The 26,716-nt window shown below is 26.6% G+C and carries 24 protein-coding genes; 5 read left to right on the top strand and 19 right to left on the bottom strand.

The window, feature by feature from the left end; genetic code table 11:
• Nucleotides 1-45: 45 nt before the first annotated feature.
• The 8 genes from NG918_RS14705 to NG918_RS14735 all read right to left on the bottom strand — a co-directional run bounded on the left by NG918_RS14705 (nucleotide 46) and on the right by NG918_RS14735 (nucleotide 6,839).
• Nucleotides 46-1,095, bottom strand: coding sequence for an ABC transporter substrate-binding protein (locus tag NG918_RS14705; RefSeq protein ID WP_252213025.1), 1,050 nt, complete (start codon nucleotides 1,093-1,095; stop codon nucleotides 46-48).
• Nucleotides 1,096-1,126: 31 nt separating this feature from the next.
• Entirely contained in the window at nucleotides 1,127-1,960 is an 834-nt protein-coding gene (locus NG918_RS14710) for a DUF3919 family protein (RefSeq protein WP_252213027.1), read from the bottom strand.
• A 90-nt stretch (nucleotides 1,961-2,050) separates the two neighbouring features.
• Nucleotides 2,051-3,472: a sensor histidine kinase gene (locus NG918_RS14715; protein WP_252213029.1), complete on the bottom strand. Its 1,422-nt coding sequence runs from the start codon at nucleotides 3,470-3,472 to the stop codon at nucleotides 2,051-2,053.
• Between the two features lie 35 nt (nucleotides 3,473-3,507).
• Nucleotides 3,508-4,197, bottom strand: coding sequence for a response regulator transcription factor (locus NG918_RS14720; RefSeq protein WP_252213031.1), 690 nt, complete (start codon nucleotides 4,195-4,197; stop codon nucleotides 3,508-3,510).
• Between the two features lie 177 nt (nucleotides 4,198-4,374).
• Nucleotides 4,375-4,449, bottom strand: a complete 75-nt coding sequence (locus NG918_RS17115) for a zinc-ribbon domain containing protein (protein ID WP_350339621.1) — start codon at nucleotides 4,447-4,449, stop codon at nucleotides 4,375-4,377.
• Between the two features lie 90 nt (nucleotides 4,450-4,539).
• The gene (locus NG918_RS14725; protein ID WP_252213033.1) at nucleotides 4,540-5,334 is read right to left on the bottom strand and encodes a hypothetical protein; all 795 of its coding nucleotides are present in this window, start codon (nucleotides 5,332-5,334) and stop codon (nucleotides 4,540-4,542) included.
• 16 nt (nucleotides 5,335-5,350) lie between these two features.
• The gene (locus tag NG918_RS14730; RefSeq protein WP_252213034.1) at nucleotides 5,351-6,340 is read right to left on the bottom strand and encodes an anti sigma factor C-terminal domain-containing protein; all 990 of its coding nucleotides are present in this window, start codon (nucleotides 6,338-6,340) and stop codon (nucleotides 5,351-5,353) included.
• A complete protein-coding gene (locus tag NG918_RS14735; RefSeq protein ID WP_252213035.1) occupies nucleotides 6,324-6,839 on the bottom strand; it encodes an RNA polymerase sigma factor in 516 nt (171 codons plus the stop codon). Before NG918_RS14735 ends, NG918_RS14730 begins: the two co-directional genes overlap by 17 nt.
• 300 nt (nucleotides 6,840-7,139) lie before the next feature.
• Between NG918_RS14735 and NG918_RS14740 the strand changes: the two genes are divergently transcribed.
• Nucleotides 7,140-8,489: a DUF4317 domain-containing protein gene (locus NG918_RS14740; RefSeq protein ID WP_252213036.1), complete on the top strand. Its 1,350-nt coding sequence runs from the start codon at nucleotides 7,140-7,142 to the stop codon at nucleotides 8,487-8,489.
• A gap of 149 nt (nucleotides 8,490-8,638) precedes the next feature.
• Here the strand turns inward: NG918_RS14740 and NG918_RS14745 are convergent, their stop codons facing one another.
• The 3 genes from NG918_RS14745 to NG918_RS14755 all read right to left on the bottom strand — a co-directional run bounded on the left by NG918_RS14745 (nucleotide 8,639) and on the right by NG918_RS14755 (nucleotide 11,112).
• A complete protein-coding gene (locus NG918_RS14745; protein ID WP_252213037.1) occupies nucleotides 8,639-9,460 on the bottom strand; it encodes a hypothetical protein in 822 nt (273 codons plus the stop codon).
• 134 nt (nucleotides 9,461-9,594) lie between these two features.
• Nucleotides 9,595-10,509 carry an AEC family transporter gene (locus NG918_RS17120; RefSeq protein WP_252213038.1) on the bottom strand — a complete coding sequence of 305 codons (915 nt, stop codon included), beginning with the start codon at nucleotides 10,507-10,509 and terminating at the stop codon, nucleotides 9,595-9,597.
• A gap of 24 nt (nucleotides 10,510-10,533) precedes the next feature.
• A complete protein-coding gene (locus tag NG918_RS14755; RefSeq protein ID WP_252213039.1) occupies nucleotides 10,534-11,112 on the bottom strand; it encodes a TetR/AcrR family transcriptional regulator in 579 nt (192 codons plus the stop codon).
• Nucleotides 11,113-11,247: 135 nt separating this feature from the next.
• Between NG918_RS14755 and NG918_RS14760 the strand changes: the two genes are divergently transcribed.
• Nucleotides 11,248-12,090: a DegV family protein gene (locus NG918_RS14760; RefSeq protein WP_252226795.1), complete on the top strand. Its 843-nt coding sequence runs from the start codon at nucleotides 11,248-11,250 to the stop codon at nucleotides 12,088-12,090.
• A gap of 226 nt (nucleotides 12,091-12,316) precedes the next feature.
• On the opposite strand, the gene NG918_RS14765 is transcribed toward NG918_RS14760, so the two are convergent.
• On the bottom strand, nucleotides 12,317-13,213 hold the full coding sequence (locus NG918_RS14765; RefSeq protein WP_252213041.1) for a LysR family transcriptional regulator: 897 nt from the start codon (nucleotides 13,211-13,213) through the stop codon (nucleotides 12,317-12,319).
• 133 nt (nucleotides 13,214-13,346) lie between these two features.
• On the opposite strand from NG918_RS14765, the gene NG918_RS14770 reads away from it, so the two are divergent.
• A complete protein-coding gene (locus tag NG918_RS14770; protein WP_252226797.1) occupies nucleotides 13,347-13,964 on the top strand; it encodes a histidine phosphatase family protein in 618 nt (205 codons plus the stop codon).
• Nucleotides 13,965-14,198: 234 nt separating this feature from the next.
• On the opposite strand, the gene sstT is transcribed toward NG918_RS14770, so the two are convergent.
• From sstT to NG918_RS14795, 5 genes are all read right to left on the bottom strand, one after another.
• Nucleotides 14,199-15,413 (bottom strand): serine/threonine transporter SstT, encoded by a 1,215-nt coding sequence (gene sstT / locus NG918_RS14775; protein ID WP_252226799.1) that lies wholly within the window; start codon nucleotides 15,411-15,413, stop codon nucleotides 14,199-14,201.
• Nucleotides 15,414-15,645: 232 nt separating this feature from the next.
• Nucleotides 15,646-17,085, bottom strand: a complete 1,440-nt coding sequence (locus tag NG918_RS14780) for an FAD-dependent oxidoreductase (protein WP_252226801.1) — start codon at nucleotides 17,083-17,085, stop codon at nucleotides 15,646-15,648.
• 293 nt (nucleotides 17,086-17,378) lie between these two features.
• Nucleotides 17,379-18,794: an acetate--CoA ligase family protein gene (locus tag NG918_RS14785; protein WP_252226804.1), complete on the bottom strand. Its 1,416-nt coding sequence runs from the start codon at nucleotides 18,792-18,794 to the stop codon at nucleotides 17,379-17,381.
• On the bottom strand, nucleotides 18,795-20,009 hold the full coding sequence (locus tag NG918_RS14790) for an AsnC family transcriptional regulator (RefSeq protein ID WP_012423588.1): 1,215 nt from the start codon (nucleotides 20,007-20,009) through the stop codon (nucleotides 18,795-18,797). It lies immediately after the preceding gene.
• Nucleotides 20,010-20,688: 679 nt separating this feature from the next.
• Nucleotides 20,689-21,870: an SAM-dependent methyltransferase gene (locus NG918_RS14795; protein ID WP_252226805.1), complete on the bottom strand. Its 1,182-nt coding sequence runs from the start codon at nucleotides 21,868-21,870 to the stop codon at nucleotides 20,689-20,691.
• Between the two features lie 423 nt (nucleotides 21,871-22,293).
• Here NG918_RS14795 and NG918_RS14800 point away from each other — a divergent pair, with 423 nt between their 5' ends.
• Nucleotides 22,294-22,767: a hypothetical protein gene (locus NG918_RS14800; protein ID WP_252226806.1), complete on the top strand. Its 474-nt coding sequence runs from the start codon at nucleotides 22,294-22,296 to the stop codon at nucleotides 22,765-22,767.
• Between the two features lie 242 nt (nucleotides 22,768-23,009).
• Nucleotides 23,010-23,450, top strand: a complete 441-nt coding sequence (locus NG918_RS14805; protein WP_252226808.1) for a hypothetical protein — start codon at nucleotides 23,010-23,012, stop codon at nucleotides 23,448-23,450.
• Between the two features lie 97 nt (nucleotides 23,451-23,547).
• Here the strand turns inward: NG918_RS14805 and purD are convergent, their stop codons facing one another.
• Both purD and purH read right to left on the bottom strand, forming a co-directional pair.
• A complete protein-coding gene (purD, locus tag NG918_RS14810; protein ID WP_252226810.1) occupies nucleotides 23,548-24,798 on the bottom strand; it encodes a phosphoribosylamine--glycine ligase in 1,251 nt (416 codons plus the stop codon).
• A gap of 187 nt (nucleotides 24,799-24,985) precedes the next feature.
• Complete coding sequence (gene purH / locus NG918_RS14815; RefSeq protein WP_252226812.1) at nucleotides 24,986-26,491, bottom strand: bifunctional phosphoribosylaminoimidazolecarboxamide formyltransferase/IMP cyclohydrolase; 1,506 nt, start codon at nucleotides 26,489-26,491, stop codon at nucleotides 24,986-24,988.
• Nucleotides 26,492-26,716: the final 225 nt, after the last annotated feature.

Genomic DNA, 26,716 nt, shown 5'->3' on the forward strand with positions numbered 1-26,716 from the left:
TTATTTCAAAAAAGTTTAAATTTAAATATTCCCTTATTTATAAATTTACGCTTTAAAACTATTCCACATCTTAATTAACCACTCTCTGTCTTCACTAGCTTTTTTGAAATCATAATTATCATACATATTTACTTCACAATTTTGTTCATAATCATCATCTTTTATGTCTTTTCTTGTAGATTTACCTTGAGAGATATTTATTATCATTTCCTCACTCTCTTTGGTTGTACAAAAGTCTATAAAGTATTTGCCAACGTCTTCATTTGGACCATTTTTTATTTTTGAAATTGCATCTATATTCCAGCCAGTTTTTTTAGGGATATTAGTTATTACATTAAATCCAGAATTTTTAACTAACAATTGATCTGCTATAAAATTTGTACCTATTAAATATTCTCCAGTTGCAACTTTCTGTGCTGGAATATATCCATTAGATGTAAATTGTCCTACATTTGATTTCAATTCTTTTAAAAATTCTATAGCTTTTTCTTTACCCATATTTTGTACAATTGATGCTATAATAGTATATCCTGTTCCTGATATATTAGGATCTGGTATTATAATCTCACCTTTATACATTGGATTAAGTAAATCCTCATACTTTTCTGGCATTTTTAATCCCTTATCTGCAAATTCTTTATCCCATCTATCCTTGTTCACAATAATAGATAAAAAATTAACTTCTAAACCTGTCCAATATCCATCTTTATCTTTATATACATTTTGTATGCTATCGTAATTTTTGCATATATATTTTTCTGAAAGTTGCTCCTTTTTCATTAGATTATGAGCATCACAAGTTCCACCTATAAATATATCTGCTTTAGGATATTTTTTTTCACATCTAATTCGCTCTAATGCCTCTTGCGTAGACATTCTTATATATTCGTATGTACATCCTGTTTTTTCCTTAAACATTTCTAAAAGTGTTCTACCAACTTCATCTCTAGATGCTACATAAACAACTATATGCTTTCCTTCCAGATTTAAATATCCATCTTTATAAATTACTTTTGAACTTTTTTTATTACAAGCAATAAGGTTAAAAGACACACATATGATTACAATAAAGCAAATAAATTTTTTAATATTCATTACTAACTCCCCTCTCTAATGCTGATGATTTTTAAATATTTTTCTCTAATATATCTTCGCATATCCCTTTAAGGTCTCCCTTAAAATATGTGTGTTGTCCATTTTCATCTCCCATATATTGAACAACAAATATTCCGTCCATATATACATCCATATTTACAATATTGCAGCTTTTAACTTTTATTGAAGTATCTTCTTTATCATAAATATAAATTTTTATATGCGATAAAGCTTCCTTCTTTTCCTTTGTTAAAGCTTTAATTCCATCATCACTATCAAGTTTAGTTGAATTACTTATTAAATTTTTTAACTTTTCTTTATCTAAATCATTCAATTCTTTTACTTTATTAGAATCACTAATAACTATTCTATTTCTAGTATTTATGAGATTAGCTATATTAGAAGTTGAATATAAGTAACCTAGCAAATCATTTTTCAATCTATTTATTAATGGTAATTTATTGTTATCATGATACATGCGATTATTTAAAATAAGAACATCGCTTATTTTAAATTTATCTTTCATACCATTTAAATAGTAAACATTTGCATCAATGCTTATATTAGTCCCTTCTGTAATATAGTTTTCCTCTTCCGAAAAATCATTCATAATCTCACCTATGGAATTCCATATCATTTGTATAGAATTCTCATCTTCAAAAACATAACCACCCCATTTGTCATTAGAAATTTCAATTTTTATAGGTATAGACATATTTATCTTATTTACAACATCATCTTTATCACTTATTATTTTGACTCTGTTATATAAAAATCTATAATTTAAACTTGTCATTATAATGCAAATTATAATTATAGTAGTGTATATGCCTATAATCTTAGCCTTTAAGCTAATTTTCTTCACTTATGTTTCCTCCCATATAATAAAAATTTAACATCTCATAAACATTTCACTCATGTTTCGTAAATGTAACATTCATTATTTTTCATAATACTAATTACTTTTAAATATAATTTCTACAGATGTACTTTCTCCTAGGTTACTTTTAATTTTTATATCTCCATCTTGCTTTTTCATTATTTCTTTACATATGCAAAGACCTAATCCATTTCCATTGTTGTTAATAGAATTTAAATTATTCACCCTATAAGTAGGCTCAAAAAGTTTAGGTATATTTTCTTTAGCTATACCTATACCATCATCTATTATATTTAAAATTATTTTTTTATTCTCAACTTGCAATTTTATTTTTATCTTTCTACATTCACTGTATTTTATAGCGTTATCTAATACATTTAAAATAACTTGCTTGGTCTTGTCTCTATCTATTAAAGCTTCAATATCAAATGTATTTTTAATTATTTCTATTTCATATTTTTTTATTCTCGGATTAATAATAACTAAAACTTCTTCTATGACTTCTTTTAAATTATTTTTCTTTTTATCTATCTCAAACTCGCTTTTTCCTAGTTTTGATAAGTCAAGAAGTTCTTCTACTAGCTTTAAAAGCCTTATTCCTTCTTCCTTCATATAAACTAAACTTTCATCTATATCATTTTGATTTTTTAATTTAGGTATAATCTCAGAATATCCTATTATTGCTGTTAATGGAGTCTTAAACTCATGCGTCACATTATCTAAAAAACTCTTTTGTTTTTGTTTTTCCTCTTTTAAACTTTCAACATAATTTTTTATACTCTCAGACATTACATTAAAAGTTTGTGCTAGATCTTCAATTTCATCTCCACTTCTAATTTTTATTCTATTATCATATTCTCCTTTGGTAACTTTTTGAGAAACTATCTTTAATTTTTTTATAGGTCCAACTATTTTTTCTGAAAGAAGCTTACTTAAAAGCCATGATATAAGAATTGATGTACATGCTAATATGCCCATAATTATAAACATATCATTTATAAGTTTTTCGCTACTATCTAAAGGATATATATATCTTACACATCCTAATGTTGTATCTTTTAAATATATAGGACTTGAAAATAATACATAAATGTTTCCATCAATTTTTTTAACAACATAGGCCTTATTTCCCTTTATAGCATTAGTTATATCCTCATCAAAAAAAGTAACGCTATTAGAAACAGAATCAGTCATTATGTCACCATTCTTATCATAAATTTGAATCCTATAATTTAATTTTTTAGATAGATATATATTAATTAGTGGAGCTTTATGCTCAAAATTTCTTTCAATATCGTCCACCTTATCTTTTTCAATGTAATTTGATATGTATACTTGAGTGTTGTAACTCTCCTTTGTTAATAAATCAATATTACTTTTTATTACGTTATTATATAAATTATTTATTATTGTTATATATATAAATATTATTATTGGAATTAATATCCCCATATTCATGAGAATTATCTTAGTTTTTATGTTAAAATTCAGTCGCATTAAAAATGCATCCTCCTAATGTCTTATTTATAAAATTAAATAGTCTCTTCTTTAAATTCTAATTTGTATCCTACTCCATAAACGGTTTTTAATTTATTTGAATACTTGCCCATCTTTTTTCTAACTCTTTGTATTAGAATATCAACTGCTCTTGTATTAACATCGTACTCATCACCCCATACTCTCTCTAAAAGGTTTTCTCTAGTAAAAACTTTATTGTGATTTTCCATCATAAGTAGCAGTGTATCAAACTCTTTATAAGTCATAAAAATTTCTTCTTCCTCTATGAAAACTTTTCTTTCATCTTTTAGAATCTTTAATTTTTCAATCTTTATTTCATTATTATTTTTTGAGCTTGGCTTTTTTGTAATCCTCTTTGTTACTGCTTTTATTCTTAAAATAAGTTCTGCGCTATTAAATGGTTTTATTATATAATCATCTGCACCCAACTGAAGACCTAAAAGTTTATCATTCATTTGACTTTTTGCAGTAAGCATTATAACTGGAACTTCACTATCTATTTCTTGAAATTTCTTTATAACGTCATGTCCACTTATATCTGGTAACATTAAATCTAATATAACAAGTTCTGGTTTTTCAGTTTCAAATTTTGAAATTGCATCTGCTCCAGTCATACTTATAATAGGTTCATATCCTTCTACCTCTAAATTCAATCTAATTAAATTAACTATACTTTTTTCATCATCTACTACTAATATTCTCATAAAATAACCACCTTCAATAATCGTTTAAATAATATTTAATTGATAATTATTTATTTAATTCCATACCAGATTAAAATGTTATCACTTTATTTTACATATTTCAACTTTATTAAATTTAACTCTATAGAAATATACAAAAGGTTGTAGTTTAAACTACAACCTCACAACACTCTAAAATTATTTTCTATTTTGTTCTTTTTTATCTTTTCTACAAGATACACATCTTGTTGGCTCGTTAGTTAATCTATTTATTTTTCACAAGCATAAGCATAAGTTCAAATTCTTTTAAAGTAAGATTAATTATTTATATACTAAACTCTTTTTCTTAAAATAAAAGTAAATTCAAATTTCCCGAGACAAATATAAAACGCCTTTATAACATGATTTATATAATAATCCCACTCCTAATATCATTAATATTAAATTATATAATATTATATTAATTCCATTTTGGGTATTGCTTTCTGTTAAATTGAATAATTTTACCACATTAAAATCAATTACACTATTTAAAAACCACATCTCAAAAAAGATTCCAGTAAGTATTACATAAAATATAGGGAATATATATGCTGTAAGTTTTGTCCCAGTTATTGTTGTAATTCCAAATACAAATGTTGAAAAAGTAACTGAAGATATTAATGTTCCTAAAAGTATTATAATAATATATAATATTTTTGAGCTTTCATACACACCTATAAATCCACTTATTACGAAAGCACCATTTGTCATTCCATCTCTAATATTATTTAATCCATATTTTATAATAAGATATAAAATGCAAATACCATAGCTTATTGCAAATATTATAAAATTTATTAAGACATTTACTATTAATTTAACTTTAAAATAAGTTTTTATATCTATAATTTCCAATAACTTATTTATAAATCCCGATTCTTTATCATTAATTATTGAGGTAGAATAAATTATTCCTGCTATAATCGGTCCTATAAATCCTATATATGAAAATTCACTAAGTCTTATAAAATAATCTACTCCATCTAATTCTTGACATGGAAATTTTATTTCTTCTAAATAAGGTATCATAAATACTGATAAAATTATTAGAATAGAACTGATTGTTCTCCAAGAAAATATATTCTTTTTAAATTCTAATTTTAAATATTTTTTCATATATATATCTCCTTTATTAATATTTATCTGCTACTGCACCTAGTGTAGCTGCTTTAATATAAGTTTTATCTTTTAAGGCTTTTAATGATTTACTATCACCACTTACAACTACTCCTATTATCTTTAAATCTTCTTTATTAATCTCACCTTTTCCATTACTTAAATTATCAAATAATTCTTTATACTCATTACTATAATTGTTGTCTTTTCCTTCATTAATAGCATCTATAAAATTCTTTTCAGGATTATCAATTGAATCTCCTTGGTTGTCTAAAGCTTTTATACCATATACATAGTATTCATTAAATATTAACTTATCTGAAAAATAGTAATCATTTTCAGAAAAAGTATCTACCCAATACCAATTTAAAGTGATATCACTAGGAAGCATATTCTTTACTTCTTCAAGACTATAACTTTTATCAAAAGATAATGATATCTCCATTAATTTATCACTACCTATTTCATCAATATTTTCTAAATCATTTATATAATTTTCATATTTTATTGATGGATGATAAAATTTCATTACCTTTTTTCCTACTTTATTATAAGCTTCATTTGAATCTCTTGATGATTTACTAACTCTATCAAATAAATATTGTCCCATATAACCATAAACTCCATTTATTAAAGGTATATATGTATAAGACTCCTTATAATTTCCATCAATTATAGGCTTATTTTTTAAAAATCTATATCTAACATAGTCTATTTCACCAATCATAATTCTATCATCAATTTGTATACTTCCTATATAAGCATTTGGCATAGCTACATCAAATAAAGTTCTTAAATTATCCTCTTCTTTATTATTCATAACATTCAAAATAGCGGCATTAGATATAAATAATACAAAACTTACTATAATAAACATCATTAAACTTATTATTATAGTCCTTACTATTGAAAATATCTTAGCTCTTTTAACTGCGTTATTAAAATTAGGTTTTTCTTTCATTTCAAACAGTTCTTTTAATTTTTCTTCATCACTCTTTATATCCATACTTGTTCCTCCATAACTTTTTAAATTTTTCTCTTGCTCTAAAAAGATAAGTTTTAACTGTATTTTCGTTTATTCCCAAAAGTTCCGCTATTTCTTTATAAGATAAACCCATGTCATATTTAAAGTACAATAGATTCTTATGAACGTCACTAATAGAATTTAGAATTTCATTAATTTCTTTCTTTCTTTCTAAATCCAATATAAACTCCTCAACTAAATTGTTTTCTACCAATCTTTCTTTAAAAACTTCTTCATCAATACTTAAATAAATATGTCTATTATTTTTTCTGCACAAGTCATAGTATTTATTAATTGCTACCTTAAAAAGCCATGATGAAACTTTATTAGTCTGTATACCATCAATGTATTTTAATGCTGTATAAAAAGTATCTTGTACTATATCTTCAGCATTATCTTTACTACAACCAAGCTTAACTAAATACTTATATATTATAATCATCTTTTTTTGAAACATCTCATTTATTAATTCATTGTTCATCATTTCCTCCTTCCATAAAATAATTTAGTTATCAGCTTAGATTTTGATACTTCTGTTATTATGACGTTTTAACTGCAAATATGTATACATTTATTTTACATTAAATGATAAATATCAATCTGTTAAGTTATTATAAATTGTTTTTTATATATTAAATTCTCAAATAGCAGAATTTAATACTATTGCTCAATCTTCAACTTTAATTTCCTAAAGAATTAAAATTCTTTAATTAATCTAAGAAAAATACTATACTTAATAATGATGATATATTAATTAAAGACTAGATTGAGGGGTTTATATATGAGAAAAAAAGATATACTTGAGTTAAAAAGACGTTTTAAAAAAGATCATTGCACCTTCACTAAAATGTGTGGTTGTTATGTTAATGGAGAAAAGCATATTATTTTAAAATTTAGAGAAACTTTTCTAAATTTAGATGAGGACGAATACTTTAAATATTTAGAAATTGCAAGAAAAGTACTTTCTGGAACTATTGGCAATAATATTTTAGAATTAAACTTTCCCATTAATGAAAATTTTATAAATGAAAAACAAATTTCTCTTATGCAGCTTAAAAACAGTCAATTAAAGGATGATTCTCTTCTTGATGCTTTTTATCAATCTATTATAGATAGCTATGATTACACTGGTAACTTTTTAATACTTATTTTTCATGATGCTTATGATATTATTACTAAAACTACTGATAATGCAAAGCTAGATGAATCTGAAGAAGTATATGAATATTTGCTATGTGCAATATGTCCTGTTTCACTTTCAAAACCAGGTCTTAGATACTTTGAAGAAGAAAATAAAATTAAAGCTAGGCTAAGAGATTGGGTAGTTGATGCTCCAACTAATGGTTTTGTATTTCCTGCTTTTATTGATCGTAGTTCAGATGTTAACTCTATTATGTATTACACAAAAAATGCTAAAGATACACATACTGAATTAATGGAAAATGCCTTAGGTTGTTCCTCAAAACAAACCGCTACTATACAAAAAGAAACTTTTCAAACAATTATTAAGGATTCTATAGGAGCTGATGAAAAAAAATCTGATAAGATCTTTATGGAGATACAAGAAAACCTAAATTCTATGGTAGATGAACATAATTCCATATATGATGATACCGATTGTGATCCTATAACATTAACAAAAAAGGAGATACAAAACCTTTTAATAGAAAGTGGAGTGCCTGAAGAAATTACTAATAAAATTGAAAAATCATATGTAGAAAATTTTGGTGATGACCTTCCTATAGCAGAAAATTTAATTGATTCAAAAATACTTAAGGCAAATGCTCAAATAAAGAAAGAAAAGCATCTTAAAAAACAAGTGGAAATTTTACAAAACAGATTAGAACAAGCTAAACAAGAAACTGCTATAGATAATGAAAACTCTTCTTCTAAAGATATTAATGATGACAACGTAGTTTTAGAAGAAGCTTTAAAAAACAATTTAGAAGAAACTCAGGACACAAATTCAGAATATAATAACTCTGAAACTAACTATGATGTTATACTTCATGTAAAACCTGAAAAAGTACCTCAAATAAAATCACAAATAATCGATGGTCAAAAATGTATAGTTATTCCAATTAATGAGAATGAACAAACTACAGTTAATGGGCTAGATGATTTGATTTAAGTTATCCTGTTGTACTAAAAAACCTAATCTTGGTTATATATCTTACACAAGATTAGGTTTTTCATTAATAAATTTTGCTTTAATTACTATATACTTATCTTTTATGCTACAAATTTAAAAATGATATTTATATGTGATTAATTTGAATATTAAACATCATTATTAGAAATTTGTCTAGGCCATGAAAGTAACGTCTTCCTTGATATTTTCAGTTGTTTTTCATTTGGGAAATTCAAATCACAGAAATAATTATGATAATTAGCAGTCCATACATATTTATCCCATACTATTATATCTTTTTTATGTAATTCTAACATTTCTTCAATTTTTAATTTATGCCTAAGAAGTAACTCTATTTGCACTTTTTCAAACTCATATTCATTATTGCATTCTGTATAATATTTAAATATAGTGTTCAAATAATTTAAAAACCATTGGCCATCACTATCAATAAGTATTTTATTCTGCTGTGGAGCAACATCATAATAATTAATATACTTTTGCAATCTATTGACTGTTTTATAATCTAATACAATTCTTGGATAGCAAGCCAATTCACTTTCTGTATTATGAGCATCTAAAAGAGCTGGTCCAAACACAATATCTTCATTTATATAAAACTCACCTACACTTACACCGCCTCTAACAAAAAGGCCCTCTAAAGATAAGTTGAATTGATATTCTGATACATTGTCTAATATTTCATCTAACTCTTCTTCTCCATCATCTTTTATAGGATACCCAACAATCATATTATCAGTATATATCTTTATTTTACCTTGACTATACTTATTAGGAATTATACATTGTTTGTTCTTATTTATAAGGTAACTAATTTCTTTAAGCAATTTGTTACCATATCCATCCTTACACGAATTTACTATCATTTGCGAAAAACCTAATATATCTATAGCACATACTATAGAATTAACAAGCTTTGGGTTGTCTTGATCATATCTTTGCATATTCATTCCAACACATCCTTAAATATATTACTTATATTTTAACATTTAAAATAAGCTGTTGTGAATATGTTAAATAGAAATATTAGTAACCTCAGTTGCCTAAGTAAATAGATGAATGTCAATAGAACTTGAAGTTTTATTTAAATATGTAAAACTAAAAGCATTGTTGTCATGACTATGATACTTAAAATAATAGAACATGAATTCATAGCACTAGCAAGTCCAATATCACCCTTACATTTTTCAGTGAATGCAATTGAAATTGCTGAAATCGGTGCAAATACTATAAGTGCTAATACTTGACGTACCTCTAATGAAAATGGTAAAAAATTTAGAAATACAAATGCAATTATTCCTGATATTCCAAACCTAATAATAAGATTTCTTAAAATTTTTCCAAGCTGATTTTTATTAAGATTTAATTCTAATCCAATCCCAATCATAAGCATTGCTAAAAATCCATTTGCTGCTCCTACTGTATCACTAAACATTATAATTGATTTTGGAAGTAATATATTAAATGATGATATTATAAGCATAATAATATATGTATTTAAAGGTATTGAAGAAAATATATTTTTTATAAATTTCTTCACAGTAGTTTTTCCATCAGTTTTTGCAACTGCTGATGCCATACTATATGTTCCACCAGTACAAAGGAGTGAGTTACCTGCATCAAATAAACATGTAGCTACTACCCCAATAGGTCCTAAAAAATTCTGTACATATGGCATTGCAAAACATCCTATATTGTATCCTGAAAAATTTATCATATTAAATGCTTTTTCATTATTATCATTTCTCCAAGCAACTAAATAGCCTGTCCCTATCATAATAAAATTACATATTATTCCAATTATAACCAAAAATAAAAGTGTCATGTCCATTTCAAGTTTATTGAAATTGCTTATAACTGCACAAGGCAGTGTAATATTAAGTACTATTTTTGATACAACTTTAAAATCACTTAATTTAAAAAATCCTATTCTTTTTAATAAATATCCTAGAACTATAATTAATATAAATACTCCTGCTTTTATTAATACTGCGCTCACTATACCACTTCTTTCCTTAAAAGTTCATTTTTCTTTCATACTTTCTGTATTTAATCCTTTAATATGATAAAAATTCAAAATAATATTTGTCATTTCTTTAGGAGTTTTTTCTGCATCATCCTCAATCCATCTTTTTAGTACAAACCATAATCCCCCTGCTGTAAAATGATTAAAATAACTATTTTCTGATACAAAAGTTAATTTTTTTAATTCTTCATTTGTTGCCATTGAATTTAAATATTTTAAATGTAAATCAAGCAATATTAAATATACATTATTATCTATTAGCTTTTTTAAAAACTCTTTATTTTTATACCAATATTCAAAATATGTAATAAGTAAATCATTTAATGTTACTTCCTTTTTAGCTGAAATTATTTTTATGAACTCATTGTACAATCCATCAACGTGATATTCTAATATAGCTTCCTTTGTTGCAAAATTTCTATAAATTGTTTGCCTTGCTAAATCCACATTTTCTGCGATTTCTTTTAAAGTAATCTGATTATAAGGTTTTTTTTCCATTAATTCAATTAATGAATTTACAATCCATTTTTTTGATCTTAAAGTTATAGGATTAACTTTTTCTTTAAATTGACTCATTTGTAACCTCCATTCTTATTTGTACCATTTATTACATATTATTGACTTCATACTTTACAATATTATATGATGAATACATAAGTGTTACAAGTGTACCTTTTGTAACATGAATAACATTTTTGTGAGGTGAACTCTATGAATAAAATAGCTGTTGTTGTAGATAGTACTGCTGTAATTGATAAAAAATTATTTGAAAATAATAACAATTTATATTCACTACCACTACAACTAATAATTGATGATAACTCTTTTAAGGACGGAATAGATATAACTCCAAGCGAATTCTGTTCTAAAATGAATGAATGTATCCATCTTCCAACTACTTCACAGCCCTCTATTGGAGATGTTTTTAAACTTTTTGAAGAAATAGTAGATAAATATGATTACATTATATATATTACAATTAGTTCTAAATTAAGTGGTACATTTCAAACTGGAATAGTAGCTAAAAATCAAATTTCAAATGATAAAATAATTGTTTTTGATTCTCTTTATACATCAACTATTCAAAAACAGATGACAATCACAACGTTAGAATTAATTAAAAATGGAAGTTCTATTGAAGATATTTTTAAAAACCTGGAGTATATAAGAGCAAATTCAAAAATTTATTTAGTTGTAGATAATTTATCTCATTTACACAGAACTGGAAGAATATCTTTGTCTGCTGCATCTTTTGGGAAGTTACTAAATATAAAGCCAATCTTATCTTTTGAAGAAGGTAAAATAGTATTAAAAAACAAAGTAAGAACCATGAATAAAGTATATAATAATTTAATTGAATTAATAAAAAATGAAAATTTAACTTTGAATTCAAAAATTATTATTGCTCATGCAGATGGTTACGATTCTGCATTAAAATTAAAAGAAAAAGTATTAGAAATATATCCTAAACATACAATATTGATTGAGGAATTGTCACCTGTAATAAGTGTACATACGGGCGCTAGAAGTTTTGGAATATCATGGATATACTAATATCATGTTAATTTTGATATTAGAAAAAAGTTGTCTAAAATTTTAATTTTGGACAACCTTTTATTTATTAGACAATCCAATTATTCTATTGCAAAAAGAATCCTTAAGTTCTATCTTTATAAGTGACCTTTTTTCATCATTATTCCACCAATAATCAGAAATAAAAGCAACTCCAAATCCATAAATAATCCCTTACGCTTTATAATTCATATCAGCATTATAGCCCTTAATCCGATAAAGAATCTGCTTTAATAATAGACATAAAATTCTTAACTAAAGATGAGATTTCTTCATTCTTACGTACACAAATAACAATTTCATTTTTAAGATTGATATGATCTACATAAATTCTTGATAATTTTCCCATATTAACAAATTCTTTAACTGCTATTGAAGAACAAAAACTCACGCCATAACCAGATGTAGAAGCCATAAGTGTTTCATGCAATCCATTAAATTCAATTGCTATTTTAGGTAGTCCAATACCATAGGTATAGCAAAGAGATTCCAAAAGTACTCTTGCATGGCTTCCTTTTTCCCTCATTATAAATGGTTCCAACATAATATCAGCTAAACTAACTTTTTTATTGGCATATTTGTGATTAGGAGAAGCTACAAACCATAAATCATCATCCTTTATTTTGGTAACATTAATTTTATCTATATACTTCATTGCGCCACCTCCTAAAATTGCCACATCTACCTGATATGAAATAAGATAATTAATAGCATCTTCAGTATTCATAGTGTTAATTTCAATATTTATATCTTCATTTTCTTGTTTTAAACTGGCTACCCACATAGGTATCAAAAAATTAGTTGAAAGATAATTACCTGTTATTTTCAAAGTACCATTTTTCCCTTGTTTATAATTTTTTATTAATGTCTCTATTCTATCTTCTATTTTAAAAATCAAGCCGGCTTCTTTTGCCAATTGCTCACCTATTTCACTTAAACAAATACCTCTACCTTGCGGCAAAAATAATGTTATCTCATTTTCTTTTTCAAATTTTTTGATCTGTGATGTAATTGCTGGTTGACTAATTTTTAGTTGCTCCGATGCAACTGTTACGCTTCCTGTTTTAGCCACTGTATAAAATAATCTTAATCCATGTAAATTCATATTTTGTCTCCATTCATACATTTTATTTATGAATCATATAATAACATATATTATACATATAAGTATTTTCCCGTTATACTCTTATTATAAATTATTGTCGGCATTACTTATAATAAATATTTAGGAGGAAAATATGGGACAAACTATTATATATTTTATTAGACATGGTCAAACAGAGTGGAATCTAGAAACACGAATGCAAGGACATAGAGATTCTCCTCTAACAAAACTCGGTATGACTCAAGCCCAAAAATTACATGATAGACTTGTTAAAGAAAAAATCGATTTAATATACTCTAGTGAAAGCAAACGTGCTTATGATACAGCTAAAATTATCAAAGGTAATCGAAATATCCCTATTCATACAAAAAAGGAACTGAGAGAAATTCATATGGGCGAATGGGAGGGCATGAAACAGATAGATATCATTAATAAATATTCTCAACCTTGGAGTGACTTTTGGAATAACCCTATACTATATGTTCCAACTGGGGAAGGTGAATCCTATGAAAAATTAAAAAATAGAGTTATACCTACAATTGAAAATATTATTAATTTAAATCAAGGTAAAAATGTGGCCATTGTAACACATCGAATTACTTTAAAAGTTATCATGTCATATTTTAAGAATCAAAATATATGTGATATTGGTAATAATTCAGATATAGAACCAGCTAGTCTTTCCAAGATATGTATTGATGATGGGATATCTAAAATATTATTGTATGGCGATATATCTCATTATAAATAATAAAAAATATAAGCTAGACTAAAATAACCAACGACAACACTTGCATTAGTATTGTGAACTGCCCCTGTCAAGTAGACAGGGGGCAGTTCATCGTGGTTGGTTTCATTGTTGATGTCAGGCATATAAAATTATTAAACTATTTATAATAACCTAACATAAAAAACTCTCACCTGTATATTTAATACAAGTAAGAGTTCTACTAAAATAAACTTTTATTAGTTGACTAAACTATTATTATGATTTTAACTTATGTTTTTGTACAAAGTCAGCTACTGCAGTGTAAAGTACATCTGTTGAAGAATTAAGTGCAGTTTCACAAGAATCTTGTATAACTCCAATTATAAATCCAACACCAACTACCTGCATAGCAATATCATTTGGAATACCAAATAAACTACAAGCAAGTGGTACTAATAATAATGATCCTCCTGCTACTCCTGAAGTTCCACATGCACTGACAGCTGATAATAAAGTAAGTATTATAGTAGTTCCAATATCTACTGTTATACCTAGAGTATTAGTTGCAGCAAGTGCTAATACTGATATAGTTATAGCAGCGCCTCCCATATTTATAGTTGCTCCAAGCGGTATAGAAATTGAATATGTATCTTCGTTTAGTCCAAGCTCCTTACATAATTTCATATTTACAGGTATATTAGCCGCTGAACTACGAGTGAAAAATGCTGTAATCCCACTATCTTTTAAGCATTTAATAACAAGGGGATATGGATTTTTACGTATTGCTATAAAAGTTATTATTGGGTTTATCACTAAAGCAAAAAATGCCATACATCCAACTAATACTAATATCAATTGTCCGTATTTAAGTAATGATTCTATCCCTTGCTTAGATATGCTATCAAATACAAGTCCCATTATTCCAAATGGAGCTAAATTAATTATCCATCTTACTACTTGTGATATAGCATCTGAAATATTTACTATAACTTCCTTAGAACCTTCATTAGCATTTTTTAGAGCAAGACCTAAAATTACTGCCCAAAATAATATTCCTATATAATTAGCATTAGAAAGTGCATTAACTGGATTAGATACTATACTCATTAATAAATTATTTAATACTTCTCCTACTCCACTTGGTGGTGTTAAGTTTTCTACACTTGTTGTAAGAACTAATTTAACAGGGAATAGAAAACTACCAATAACTCCAACTACTCCTGCTGAAAGTGTTCCTAAAAGATATAATAATATAACTGACTTCATATTAGTCTTTTTACCTTCTTTATACTGAGAAAGTGCAGCCATTACTAAGAAAAATACTAATAATGGAGCTATTGCCTTTAATGCACCTACAAATAATGATCCCAATATTGATATTGGCGCCCCTAAATTTGGAATTGTTAATGCAATTATTATTCCTAATATTAGACCTAATATTATTCTTTTAACTAAACTTATATTATTCCATTTCTCTATTAATCTTTTCATTTTGCCCCCTTATATTTGTCATATTGTTAAAAAACATAATAAAACAATATCATAATATTGTTTTTTCCGCAATAAAAATAATATCATAATGTTGTTTTTTCACAATAAAAATAATATTAACTAAATATTTTAATCATTCTTATACTTTCCCATTTACAACATAATTAACAATTTTTCAATTTCAAGTCTCTATGCTATTTTTTATACTATGCTAACTTATGATTATGCTTATTTAATCATCTACAAGTCCTTTAGTTGCAGGACTTCCTAATAATCGTCCTTTATAATCAAATCTTGATCCATGACATGGACAATCCCATGTTAATTCATCTGCATTCCAATGAAGTTGGCATCCTAAGTGAGCACATTTTGTTGATACAATAAATTCTTTTCCTTCATTATTTTTGTAAACTCCGACCTTATCTCCATTATATTCAACAATTCCAGCATGCCCATTTTTAATATGTTCTATAGTGCTGCTTGGAATATATATTTTTTGTGCAATAAAGTTCTTAGCTGTTTCGCTTATATCTTTAGCAATATTATTTATTGATAATGATAAATCAAATCTTTTGGGAGAAAATATTTCTGAAAAATCATTTTCTTTTCCTAATATCATATCTGATATTATCATAGCTGACACCATAGAACTTGTCATTCCCCATTTATTAAATCCTGTGGCAACATATATATTAGGGGTTTCATCAGAATATTTGCCTATGTAAGGTATTCCATCCACAGTCATACAATCTTGAGCTGACCAATGATACTTTTCTTTTGAATTTGGGTATAATTCTTTTGCAACTTTTCTTAACTCATCATAGCTTCCACCATTTTCATTTTCTCCTGTTCTCTGTTTTATACCTCCTAATAATAGTAAGCCTTTATATGTTCTAAAAGAATATCCACCTTTATCAACATCTATGTACATACCATCAATATCATTCACATTTTCTAATGCTATAACATAGGATCTTTCTTGATGCATTTTCATAAAATAATATCCAGGTACATTTATTATTGGATAATGTGTTGCTACCACTATATTATTTGCAGTTATATTTCCTCTATTTGTAATTACCAAATTTTCTTTAATTTCCAATGCCCTAGTATTTTCATAGATAATTAAATCATTTGAAATATTTTTTAAAAATTTAAGTGGATTAAACTGTGCCTGATTATTAAATTTAATAGCTCCTTTAATCTCAAAAGGAATATTAGCTTTTTCTACAAACTCTGAGTTAATCCCTAACCTGTTAGACGCTTCTACTTCTTCTTTAAGATTATCTATTTCATTTAGAGAATATACATATGCTGGCTTCTCTTCAAAGTCACATTCTATTTTTCTTTCTTCGATAATTTCTTTATACTTTTTTATAGCAAATTCATTTGCCATTGCGTATTGCCTAGCATTTTCTTCTCCAAATTCAGATATTAATTTATGGTAAATTAAATCATGTTGAGATGTTATCTTTGCAGTAGTATTTTTTGTATTTCCGCTTGCTATTTCATCTGCATCAATTAAAACTACATCTTTACCATTTTGCTTTAACATATATGCTGTTAATATTCCTGATATTCCTGCTCCAATAATTAAAATATCAGTTTTTATATTTTTATTTAAAACTTCTCTTCTTCTAAATTTACAACTTTCACTCCATACCGATTTCATAAAATCACCTCATTTTTAATATTCCATTTTAAAAAAAATATATACAATTATGTATTTTAATGAATATACCTAAAAGTTCATAAAATATATTATAAATCAAAAAAATAGTAGCCTCACATGAAACTACTATTTCTTATCTAACAATAATTTTACTATTTCTAACTAAAATTATTCTTTCAACTTCATTTATTAATATGGGCCTATACTCATTTTAGTATTCNNATTCCTAAGTTCAATTGCTCAGTTCACTTTGCTTATGCATATATTAACACTCTACAAAAACAGAGCCTAAATTAAATATCCCCTTTAATTTTTCCATATTTCCATAATGCCAACATAGCATTTACTGATTGTTCTGCTGTTGTATATGCTGGTATTCCATGATCTCTTAATTTCATTATTGCTCTATGACATTCTTCTCCACCTTGACATTCCATAATAAATGGTTTATTTAAATGCTTATATGTCTCATGAAGTTCTATTACAATATCAACTACGGCATCAACATCTGTTACTGCTGTTGGACAAATTGAGCCTAAAACACCATGAACATTTGGATCCCTCATAGCTTGTGTAAATGCACCTTTATATTGTATTGGAGATGCTGTTCCTGAAATATCTACTGGATTTAATGGTGATCCAAACATAGGCATATAAGCTTTAATTCTTTCTCCAAGCCCTGGTGATATTTCCTTTAATTCTTTAAGTGGCATCCCACATCTTTCAAAGTGGTCACAACTTAATAATCCTGATCCTCCCCCATTAGTTATCATAACAACGTTTTCACCTTTTAATGAAGGTTGACTTCCAAGTGCTAAAGACATATCTAAAAATTCTTGCCATGTTGTTGCCCTTATTGCGCCTGCTTCTTCAAATATTTTATCATAATATGCATCATCAGTTCCTTCGTTTTCAGATGCAGTATGTGCAAAAGCTGCTTTAACTCCTATCTTAGATCCACCAACTTTTATTGTAACTATTGGTTTTTTATGATTAAACTTCTTACATACATCTATAAATGCTTCTGGACTATCTAATCCTTCAATATATACTGATAAACATTTAGTATTTTCATCTATTCCTGCATAACTTATAAATTCACAAAAATCTACATCAGCTTTATTACCAAGACCAACAAAGAAGCTCATTCCAAAGTGGTCACTTTGAGAGGTTCCAAGCGCTGCTAAAAGGTTAGCACCTGATTGTGAAATCATAGCCACTGGCCCCTTGATTGGTAAGTAAGGTATGAATCCACAATTAAAATTCAAATAAGGACTTCCCATTCCAACAAGATTTGGACCTATCAATGGAAGTTCATTATCTCTACAATATTGAGTTAATTCATTTTGAAGCTCCCCTCTTCCAATTTCCTTAAATGCACTAGTTGCTATAACAACTATTTTAACTTTCTTCTCAACACATTGTTTAAGTATAATTTTTACAATATGGGCTGGAACTGCTATAAAAACTAAATCTATTTCATCTGGAATATCAATTACTCTCTTATAAGCTTTTAAGTTACATACATAATCAGCTCTAGGATTTACTGGATATATTTTGCCTTTATATCCCCAATTATTTAGTCCTTGAATTACCTTATATCCAACTTTAGTATCATATCTACTAGCACCTACAACAGCTATTGATTTAGGATTCAACGCATACTTTAAGTTATTAACTACATAATCACGAGCAAATTCAACCTTCATTTATTTTCCCTCCCTTACACTATTACAGCATCTTACTGTATTATACTGTGTTCTATCTTGAAGGAAATCATCTGTAAATACACATTCTTCCCAATATCCATTTTCATCATCTAAACGACATACCCATCTTCTATATTGCCTTTTAGTATCAGCTTCCTTAATTTCTTCAATCTCTCCATAACCATCTAATATATCTCTTATTTTATCTAAATCAGTTAATTCATTATAAGCAGTAACCATTATGTCATATAAAGAATCGCTAAATTCTAATACATTATTTAATTCTGGTATTTCTGATAATTCATCAACAATTTCAGCCTTTCTAGCACTAGGTATTATTTGGAATAATCTTATCAAGTACATCTTCATGCTTAAACCTAAAGCTCTAAAATTTAAATAAATCATTGGAAGTATTATTCTTTTCTCATCAACTATTTTAATTAAATCTTTTTTCATAGTTTCACTATCTAATCCTGATAACTGTGCTAAAACATCATAATCTAACATATCACCAATTGATTCTGTACTATTTATAGCATCTATTATTGCAAAATCTATTTCATCTATTTTATCTTGAACTTCAAATAATTTTTTTATCTGATCTTTTCCCCATACATGTTTTCTATACCCATCACCTTTAACATCCCACATATTCACATTTGATTCTCTTACATCTCTTCTTATAGGACATAAATGTACGTAGTCAACATATTCATTTTCTTTCCATGGAGCTATTACATCACTTAATAAATTATCCAAAACTCTCATATGATTTCCATTAAAGAAGTCAAATTCACCATCTGTTTCATAACCTGTACATATGTCATCTTTGTCTTGGAACCATTTAGAAAGAACTGCTTTTTGTTCCTTAGTAGTGCCTTCTTTTAGTTTAACTACCCAATAATAAAGCCCCCAACCATAAACTTGAGTAGCTGGATTCATAACAAACATAATCAAATGCTCATCATACATTCTTCTAATTCTCTTTTTTATTTCTTCTTTCTCTACTTTAGTTACTTCTGAAATATAATTTAAATTAAAAACTTCAGGATATATTTGATAGCATGACTTAGCAATATTATAAGCACTCATTTCTGCACTATCTAAAGGTACAGTGCCATTTTCAGTAAATCCAATTCCTCTAGGTCTAAAAAAGTAATTATCCATCCAACCTTGTCTCTCTTCAGTGCCCAATTCATAATTTTTATCTGACATACCTTCAACTCCTTAAATTTTTATATTAATAAGCTATTGTTTTATATTTAGAACACGCTAATAAAACTGAACCATACTCATTTTAGAATCACTAAGTTCAATTACTCAATATGTCTTATTTATTAATATATAAAAATCATCATAAAGCATTACTTATTAATAATTTATATTATTTTTAATATTTTTTAGAAATATTAACTACATTACATACATATTACTAATAAAAAAAAGTATGCAGTTCTTTCGAAATGATTTTCAAATCATTTCGAAAGAACTCATTTTTAGTTGTTTCTTAATTTATGCATTATATTTTGCATCAATTTATGGAAATAATATTAATATGCATAAAAAAGGAATTCAATTCTTATTTAGATTGAATTCCTTTTTTTCATTTACCAATGTGTATCAAAATTGTTTTGATGCAACTCTTTCAATATTCATTATATTAAAAGTACAATTATCAATTTAAAAACATAATTTTAAACTAATTAGACTTTTCTATTGCTTTCTCCGTAATAATTCCCCTTTGTTCTTTATATTCTTCTGAACTCACATCTCCGAGATTGGTATAGTTTAACTCAAAGCTTTTCAGAAAACCACGGACCAAACATATAGTATTCTTAAATATAAAAATATTAATATCTAAAATATAATTTTAAGATATTAATATTTTTCTAAGTTATTCGGTATATAAATATTTTCTTGTCATTGGTAATTCATTATTTAATCCTTTTGTAAATAAAAATTGATGTAAATCTATTACTCCATAATTAAATGAAGCTGCACAAGAATTTAAATATAATCTCCACATTCTAATAAATTTATCATCAAATCCCATTTCCTTAATTTTATCTAAATTATCTTCAAAACTTTTAGCCCAACATTCTAATGTTTTACCATAATGTAATCTTAAACTTTCTAAATCTACTAAATGTAAATCTTCTTCTGCCATATTATAAACTAGCTCTCTAATTGATGGTATGTATCCTCCTGGAAATATGTATTTTTTTATCCATTGATTTGCTTCGCCTTCAGTTTGATCAGTTATACAGTGAAGTAAAGATACCCCGTTTTCTTCTAATAAATTATTTATAGTTTCCATATAAACAGGTATGTTTTTTCTACCAACATGCTCTAGCATACCTACACTACAAATCCTATTAAATTTTTCACCTGTTTTTAATAATTCTCTATAATCCATCAATCTAACTTCTACTTGATTTTCAAGATTATTTTCTTTTATTCTTTCATTTACTTTGGAAAATTGTTCTTCACTTAAAGTTATTCCAAGCGCCTTAACACCATATTTTTTTGCAGCAGTTATTATAAGTTCTCCCCAACCACAACCTATATCTAATAATTTCTCTCCTGGATGTAAATTTAATTTTCTTAATATATGATCAACCTTATTTAATTGTGCTTCATATAGGGAATCTTTAGAAGATTTAAAATAAGCACAAGAATAACTCATGGTTTTGTCTAACCATAATTTATAAAAATCATTACCTAAATCATAATGATATTTTATGTCTTCTTTACTATTTTTTATAGAATTTGGCTTAACTTTATATAATTTTTCAAATAATGATGACTTATTTAAAAAACTATTTTTATTCTTATAAGCAGATTCTATAATTTCTTGAATATTTCCTTTGAAATCTATAATATTATTCATATATGCTTCACCAAAAGTTAAGAAAGGATCTTTTAAAATATTACTTTTTGGTAAACGTTCATTTATTATTATTTTGAACTTTATATCTCCTTCACCAAATTTTTTAGTGGTTCCATCCCAAAACTGTACTTCAAATGTGTCTGAGAATATACATTCTAAAAATTTCTTCAAAAATAACTTTTCCATATTTAATCTCCTATAAGCAATTTTGCAAAGGCTAGCCAAAACATTTATTTACATACTTATAGTAATTGCTTAGTATTAAATGGTCAATTACCATTTTAGGTATTATAATTAAGTAATTTAATGTAAATAAAAAATAATATTAGCTACGCACTGGTCTGACCAGTGTGTAGTTAAAAATAAGGTTTGCTTTAATTATTTTATCTTTAATAGTAATATAGTTTAATAATTTATATTATTTTTAATATTTTTAGAAATATTAACTACATTACATACATACATACATACATACTACTAATACAAAAAAATATGCAGTCGATTTTTTCATTTTATCTCTGCTAATTATTTAAATATTACATAAATGTAAATTTATATGTTTTTTGTACGAATATATAATTATGATTTAATCACAAAAGGAGAATTTTTATGTACAAAATTTATAATAATAATTATCATAAAAAACTTAATATAACTGACAATGATCTTGTTAAACAAACAATATTAAATAGAATTCCAAATGAAACTAATAGTAAAAATTTAGCATCTAGTGATAATATAGAAATAAATGAGAAAAGTGAAAATGTAATTAATACTAAAAAAGCCTATGATGCGTTTAAAGATGCTTGTTCTGAATTTGGATATGTGGAAACTTTAGGTGGAAATGGTTCAGATATGAGTTTATATTATAATACATTACTTTGCGTTATAGAAAATGAAGGAATTGATGTTCCTTCTTTCATTCCTGATGGAACTAATAATCGTAATTTCTTGCCCTTTATAGATAAAATAAAACAGTATGCTAAAGATTTAAGTTTAACTAACCCTAACTTCTTACCTGATTGCTTTTCCGAATTCTGTGATTTATTTAAAGAAAAGCTTATTCAATATGATTGCAAATAATAAGTATTGACACTAAAAATAAAGGTTACAACAAAATCCTGTTGTAACCTTTTCTTAATCATTATGAACGTTTAAATAAACTTTCTATAATTAATCCGTCTCAAACTACATCACTACTCATAATTAATGTTTTCTAAATGTATATTATAAACCCCAATCAATGTTTATTTATTACTATTAAGTTTTTTTATTTCCTTTTCGATTATATATTTATAAATTACTTTGTATTAAAGGAGATTATTATGGAAATAAATAATAATTTAAACTACAAAAATATAATTAATTCTGATTTTTATAAAAATGATTTATATGCTTCAGATAATAAAAGTACTGTTAATGCTATTACTGATTCAATTGAAATTAATGAAACTAATTTTGATATTATTAACACCAAAAAAGCTCATGATGCTTTCAAAGAGGCTAATCAAGGAGAATTTGGTGATAATTCCTTTTTATATGCCATAATAAAAGATGCGATGAAAGATGATGGCATAGATGTACCAGATTTTACCCCCAATAATACAACTGCCTTTCTTCCATTCATAGATAAAATGAAAGAATATGCTAAAAATTTAATGACTGATCCAAATTTTCATGAAGTAGGTGGAAGTCCTCTTACAGATGAATTTTTAGATTTTTGTGATTTATATAAAGAAAAACTTATTCAATATGATTGCAAATAACAACTATTGGCACTAAAAATAAAGGTTACAACAAAATTCTGTTGTAACCTTTTCTTAATCATTATGAACGTTTAAATAAACTTTCTATAATTAATATTTACTTATAAATTCCTATATCTTTTCTACAATAAGCCCCTTTAAATGTAACTTTATTAATATTTAAATAAGCTTCTTTTCTAGCTTCTTCAACATTTTCTCCACAACCAATGACTGATAAAACTCTGCCACCACTTGTCTTTAAGATTCCATCTTGGTATTTTGCTCCGGCTAAGAATACCTTATCCTTAACTTTTTCATCTATATTTATTTCATACCCTTTATTGAATTTATTAGGATATCCATTAGACGCTAAAACTACATTTATACATACCCCTTTATTCCACTTAATCTGAGCTTTATCTAATTCTTCATTTAATGCTGCTTCAATTACTTCTAAAAGATCACTTTCCATTAAATAAAGAACTGATTGAGTTTCTGGATCACCCATTCTAACATTGTATTCTAAAAGATATGTTCCTTTTTTAGTTATCATAAGACCAAAGAATATAATCCCCTTAAAGTCAAAGCCTTCTTCTTTTATTCCAACTAATGTTTTATTCATTATGTTTTCTTTAAAATCTAATAAAACTTCTTCTGTCACATAAGGATTAGGCGCTAAAACTCCCATTCCACCAGTATTAGGTCCTTTTCCACCATCAAATATTTGCTTATGATCTTTAGCTGATAAAAATGGAATTATAGTTTTCCCATCAGTTATTGAAAGTATAGAAGCTTCAACACCTTCTAAAAATTCTTCAATAACAATCTTTTGCCCTGCACCATTAAATGCATCATCAACCATACACGTATTAACAGCACCTATTGCTTCTTCTTTATTTTCACAGATTATAACACCTTTTCCTGCCGCAAGACCATCTGCTTTTACAACAGTTGGATAAGTACAGTTTTCTAAATATTCCAATGCTTTATGGGCACTTGTGAATGTAGCGTATTCTGCTGTTTTTACACCATATTTTTTCATAAAATCTTTTGAAAAGCTTTTGCTACCTTCAAGCATTGCTCCATCTTTCGCTGGCCCAAAAATCTTTAAGTTTTCTTTCTTAAATTCATCAACTATTCCTTTAGTCAATGGATCTTCTGGTCCAACTATTGTTATATCAATAGATTCTTTTTTAGCAAAAGCTATTAATTCATCTATATCAGTTATATTTATATTTTCACATTTATCATGAGTTGCAGTACCACCATTACCTGGTGCTACAAATATTTTTTCAACCTTTTGACTCTTTCCAAGCTTCCAAGCTAAAGCATGCTCTCTTCCACCCGATCCAATTAAAAGTAGTTTCATAAAAAATCCCTCCGATTTTTTAGTTGATAGTTGAAAGTTCAGAATAAAACTCAAAGAGAAAGTTCGAAAAACTAAATATAAAATTTATATTCTTACTTTTCTCTATGAGATTTCTTTAATAATATTTTAAGATATTGCCTATAAATATAATCCCAACCTCTCAACTCTCAATTCTCAACTATCTAAATTAGTGTTTAAAGTGTCTAAATCCTGTAAACACCATTGCTATTCCATGTTCATTGCAAGCATCTATAGACTCTTGATCTCTCATAGAACCACCTGGTTGAATTATTGCTTTAATTCCACCTTCAGCTGCTTTGTCAACAACATCTCTGAATGGGAAGAATGCATCTGAAGCTAATATTGTAGCTCCTTTACCTCTTCTTAATGCATCTTCTGTTGGCCAAATTCTATTTACTTGACCTCCTCCAATACCTAATGCAATTCCATTATGTGCAACAACAATTGCATTAGATTTAACATATTTAACTACCTTCATTCCAAATAATAAGTCTTCCATTTCTTCATCACTTGGTTTCTTTTCAGTTACTACTTTAATTTCATCAATAAGTTTATTATCTTCATCTTGCACTAATATTGCTCCATCAACTGTTACCATGCACTTCTCAGCCTTTGGAGTATTGTGGAACTTAAGTACCCTTAAATTCTTCTTAGTTTTTAATACTTCTAAAGCATCCTCATCATAATCAGGTGCTGCTATAACCTCTAAGAATATTTTCACCATTTCTTCTGCTGTTTTCTTATCCACTTTTCTATTAAATCCAATAATTCCACCAAATATTGAAGTTGGATCTACTTCATATGCTTTCATATAAGCTTCATAAGAATTTTCACCAGTTGCTACCCCACATGGTGTATTATGTTTTAATGCACAGCATGCTGGCTTTTCAAATTCATTGGCACATTTCCATGCTATATCAACATCTTTAAAATTATTGTATGATAGTTCCTTACCATTTAAAGTTTCAAAAGTATTCATAGCTCCATGAACCATTGTTGATGAATAAACAGCAGCACTTTGGTGAGAGTTTTCACCATATCTTAAGTTTTGCATTTTCTTATATGAAACTGAAAGATACTCAGGATATTCTTCTTCATCAGCTAACATAAAGTTTGCAATAGCACCATCATATGCACTCATAAGATTAAATACTTTACCTGCTAAATTTTTCTTTGTCTTTAAAGATACTTCTCCATGATTTTCTATCTCATTTTTAACAACTTCATAATCATCTATGTTTGAAATTACAGTTACATCTTGAAAGTTTTTAGCTGCAGCTCTAAGCATTGTAGGACCACCAATATCTATAAATTCAACTTTTTCTTCGAAAGTTAAATCTTCTTTCACTTTTTCAAAGAAAGGATAAAGATTAACTACAACATAATCTATTGTATGAATTTCTCTTTCTTCTAATACTTTCATATGTTCTTTATTGTCTCTTATTGCAAGGATACCAGCATGAACTAAAGGATGTAATGTTTTAACTCTACCATCTAGCATTTCTGGAAAATTAGTAACTTCATTAATTTCAATTACATCAATACCATTTTCTTTTAAGTATTTGTAAGTACCACCAGTTGATACTATCTCAACATTTTTAGAAACTAAAAACTTGGCGAAATCTAAAACTCCATCTTTATTAAAAACACTTATTAAAGCTCTCTTTTTCATGAAAAGACCTCCCTCTTCAGTTGCAATTGACAGTTGATAATTAATTAAAAAGTTTGAGTATCCAAATGTAAAATTTTGACTCATACTTTTCTTGCAGAATTTTTTTAATTATATTTATCTTAACTATCAACTCATAATTATAACTGTAACAGATTTATTTTTTATTTATTATAGAACTCATATATTCTTAGAAATTACGTAGTAATTTCGTCTTTCATTGAAAAT

The organism is Clostridium sp. ZBS2 (assembly GCF_023845855.1).
GTDB lineage: Bacteria > Bacillota > Clostridia > Clostridiales > Clostridiaceae > Clostridium > Clostridium aquiflavi.

Coding starts and splice junctions, on each gene's coding strand:
- NG918_RS14790 (WP_012423588.1), bottom strand. CDS start 20,009: ATGTCAGATAAAAATTATGAATTGGGCACTGAAGAGAGACAAGGTTGG.
- NG918_RS14770 (WP_252226797.1), top strand. CDS start 13,347: ATGGGACAAACTATTATATATTTTATTAGACATGGTCAAACAGAGTGG.
- NG918_RS14755 (WP_252213039.1), bottom strand. CDS start 11,112: ATGAGTCAATTTAAAGAAAAAGTTAATCCTATAACTTTAAGATCAAAA.
- NG918_RS14730 (WP_252213034.1), bottom strand. CDS start 6,340: ATGGATATAAAGAGTGATGAAGAAAAATTAAAAGAACTGTTTGAAATG.
- NG918_RS14725 (WP_252213033.1), bottom strand. CDS start 5,334: ATGAAAAAATATTTAAAATTAGAATTTAAAAAGAATATATTTTCTTGG.
- purH (WP_252226812.1), bottom strand. CDS start 26,491: ATGAAAAAGAGAGCTTTAATAAGTGTTTTTAATAAAGATGGAGTTTTA.
- NG918_RS14740 (WP_252213036.1), top strand. CDS start 7,140: ATGAGAAAAAAAGATATACTTGAGTTAAAAAGACGTTTTAAAAAAGAT.
- NG918_RS14800 (WP_252226806.1), top strand. CDS start 22,294: ATGTACAAAATTTATAATAATAATTATCATAAAAAACTTAATATAACT.
- NG918_RS14745 (WP_252213037.1), bottom strand. CDS start 9,460: ATGAATATGCAAAGATATGATCAAGACAACCCAAAGCTTGTTAATTCT.
- NG918_RS14720 (WP_252213031.1), bottom strand. CDS start 4,197: ATGAGAATATTAGTAGTAGATGATGAAAAAAGTATAGTTAATTTAATT.
- NG918_RS14785 (WP_252226804.1), bottom strand. CDS start 18,794: ATGAAGGTTGAATTTGCTCGTGATTATGTAGTTAATAACTTAAAGTAT.
- NG918_RS14795 (WP_252226805.1), bottom strand. CDS start 21,870: ATGGAAAAGTTATTTTTGAAGAAATTTTTAGAATGTATATTCTCAGAC.
- NG918_RS14715 (WP_252213029.1), bottom strand. CDS start 3,472: ATGCGACTGAATTTTAACATAAAAACTAAGATAATTCTCATGAATATG.
- NG918_RS14765 (WP_252213041.1), bottom strand. CDS start 13,213: ATGAATTTACATGGATTAAGATTATTTTATACAGTGGCTAAAACAGGA.
- NG918_RS14705 (WP_252213025.1), bottom strand. CDS start 1,095: ATGAATATTAAAAAATTTATTTGCTTTATTGTAATCATATGTGTGTCT.
- NG918_RS14780 (WP_252226801.1), bottom strand. CDS start 17,085: ATGAAATCGGTATGGAGTGAAAGTTGTAAATTTAGAAGAAGAGAAGTT.
- NG918_RS14760 (WP_252226795.1), top strand. CDS start 11,248: ATGAATAAAATAGCTGTTGTTGTAGATAGTACTGCTGTAATTGATAAA.
- sstT (WP_252226799.1), bottom strand. CDS start 15,413: ATGAAAAGATTAATAGAGAAATGGAATAATATAAGTTTAGTTAAAAGA.
- NG918_RS14735 (WP_252213035.1), bottom strand. CDS start 6,839: ATGAACAATGAATTAATAAATGAGATGTTTCAAAAAAAGATGATTATA.
- purD (WP_252226810.1), bottom strand. CDS start 24,798: ATGAAACTACTTTTAATTGGATCGGGTGGAAGAGAGCATGCTTTAGCT.
- NG918_RS14805 (WP_252226808.1), top strand. CDS start 23,010: ATGGAAATAAATAATAATTTAAACTACAAAAATATAATTAATTCTGAT.